The following is a 2,277-nucleotide window of genomic DNA, read 5'->3' as shown; positions in this document are numbered from 1 at the left end:
TCCGTCGAGCGCCGGCTGCTGCTGGGTGATGCAGTGGATGCCACCGCCGCGGTCGAACAGCGGACGTGCATCCACCGTGACCACCCGGCGTCCGGGGTAGGCGTCGGCGAGGATCTCACGTGCTGCGGCATCGGCCTTGTCATCGCCGAAGCCGCACGCCACCACGCCGTCGTTCGTGACGAGGTGGTTGACGTAGCTCCAGTCGACGGGACCCTCGTCGTCGCTCAGCATCGACGGAGCGGGCAGCCCGATCACCTCGAAGCGGCGCCCGGCGGCATCCGTCTGCTCCGAGAGCAGGGCACGCAGCTCGCGGGTGACGGCGTGGTCGGGGTGGTCGGGGTTCTGCTGGTCGTGCAGCAGCAGTCGCCCGGGGCAGGCGATGGTGGCGACGATGTCGACATGGCCGTTGGTGCCGAAGTCGTCGTAGTCGCGCGTGAGCCCCCGGGGGAGCCAGATCGCTTTCGTGGCGCCGAGCGTGCGGGACATCTCGGCCTCCACCCGCTGCTTGTCGGCGTAAGGATTGCGGCGGGGGTCGAGCTGCACGGTCTCGGTGAGGAGCACAGTGCCCTCTCCGTCGACGTGGATGCCGCCCCCCTCGTTCACCAGGGCGGAGCTCACCAGCTCGGCCCCGACGGCGCCGGCCACGATGCGTGCGTGCTGTGCGGCCTTCCGCCACTCCGCCCATTCCGGGGCGCCCCACCCGTTGAAGATCCAGTCGACCGCTCCGAGGACACCAGGACGCTCGTCGTCGACCACGAACGTGGGCCCTGAGTCGCGCATCCAGAACTCGTCGACGGGTGCTTCCACGATGTCGATGCCGCTGCTGAGCATGCGCCGCGCCCTGGCGAGCTCGCTCGGGTCGACCAGCATCGAGACGGGCTCGAACTCGGCGACGGCATGAGCGACAGCGGTCCAGGTGGCATAGCCCTCTTCGCGCGCCGCTGCGGTGTCGCCGAGAGTCTCTCCCTCCGCGGGGAACGCCATCCACGTGCGCTCGTGACGTGCGGTCTCGGTGGGCATGCGCCAGCTCATCGTGGTCTCCTCGTGCGGCCGGTCCGACTATTGAACATGCGATCAACAGGTGTTACGGTAACCCCTGATGAAGACGACGTCAACAGGTGCGACCGCTCGGCGGATGTCGCCGCAGGAGCGCGATCACTCGATCCTCGAGGGGGCGCTCGGCCTTGCCCGCGAAAGCGGTCTGGAGAGCCTGACCGTCCGTGCGATCGCCGCCAGAGTGGGTGTCACCCCCGCCCTCGTCGCGCACTACCGACCGGGGATGGACGCCTTCGTCGCCGACGTCTTCGGATCGATCGTGGCGGCCGAGCGCGAAGAGGTGATCTCCGCCTTCGACGACCGCCCGTTCCACGACGCCGCTGAGCTGGACGCCGCTGAGTTGCGCGGTGGTCTGCTGCGCCTGATCGAGACCCTTCTCGACGCCGACCGCGACGACGTCACCCTCATCTGGGTGCAGGCGTGGGCGCTCGGTGCCCGCAACGAGGCGCTCGCCGCCCGTGTGCGGCAGGAGATGGACGGATGGCAGAGCGCGCTCGAGGGGATCTTCGCCCGCGCAGCCGCCGACGGGGCGATCGAAGCGGGTCGCGCCGACACGGCCGCATGGCTGCTGCTCGCGATGGTCGACGGCATGAACGCGCACTCGCTGGTGAAGTGGGCCCCACGCGACCGTGCCGACCTCGCCAGGCGCGCACTGTCCGCCGTGCTGGACAGTGCCGCCCCCGATGCCCTCGTCGGTGCTCGATCCTCTGACTCCCGACCTGCTGACTCCTGACCTGATGACTCCTGACCTGATGACAAGTAAAGGAACGCCCATGGATGCTGTGCGCATGCACGCGGCCTCGCCCGAATCGACCGCGATCGTCGATGCCGTGCTCGACTACTCGCGTCGTCGCATGCTCGCCGCCGATGTGCCGCTCGACAAGCCGCAGTCCGAGGCCGAGCTGAACCGCCTCGTCGGGCCGACCATCACGGACGCGGGGTTGGGGGCGGCGCGGGCGCTCAGCGTGTTCGAGCATGTGCTCGCCCCGGCCTGCCTGACGACGAGTCATCCGCTGTACCTGTCGTTCATCCCGACGGCGCCGACCATGGCCGCCATCGCCTTCGACCTCGTCGTGTCGGCCTCCGGGCTCTACGGCGGCAGCTGGCTCGAAGGGGCCGGGGCCGTGCACGCCGAGAACGAGGTGCTGTCGTGGTTGGCCGGCGAGTTCGGGCTCCCCGACACGGCCGGTGGCGTCTTCGTGCAGGGCGGCACGATCGGGA

The 2,277-nt window shown here is 69.7% G+C and carries 2 protein-coding genes and 1 pseudogene; 2 read left to right on the top strand and 1 reads right to left on the bottom strand.

What is annotated here, in order from left to right; all coding sequences use genetic code 11:
• A partial coding sequence (locus DSP71_RS09220) for an agmatine/peptidylarginine deiminase (RefSeq protein ID WP_147251267.1) occupies positions 1 to 1,032 on the bottom strand: 1,032 nt, incomplete at its 3' end.
• Between the two features lie 67 nt (positions 1,033 to 1,099).
• Here DSP71_RS09220 and DSP71_RS09215 point away from each other — a divergent pair.
• The gene (locus tag DSP71_RS09215) at positions 1,100 to 1,789 is read left to right on the top strand and encodes a TetR/AcrR family transcriptional regulator (protein WP_113680948.1); all 690 of its coding nucleotides are present in this window, start codon (positions 1,100 to 1,102) and stop codon (positions 1,787 to 1,789) included.
• Between the two features lie 40 nt (positions 1,790 to 1,829).
• Positions 1,830 to 2,277, top strand: a pseudogene (locus tag DSP71_RS09210) (aspartate aminotransferase family protein); the annotation flags it as partial.

This window comes from Microbacterium sp. H6, assembly GCF_003314775.1.
Classification (GTDB): Bacteria; Actinomycetota; Actinomycetes; order Actinomycetales; family Microbacteriaceae; genus Microbacterium; species Microbacterium oxydans.
This window is presented reverse-complemented; position numbering and strand designations above follow the sequence as displayed.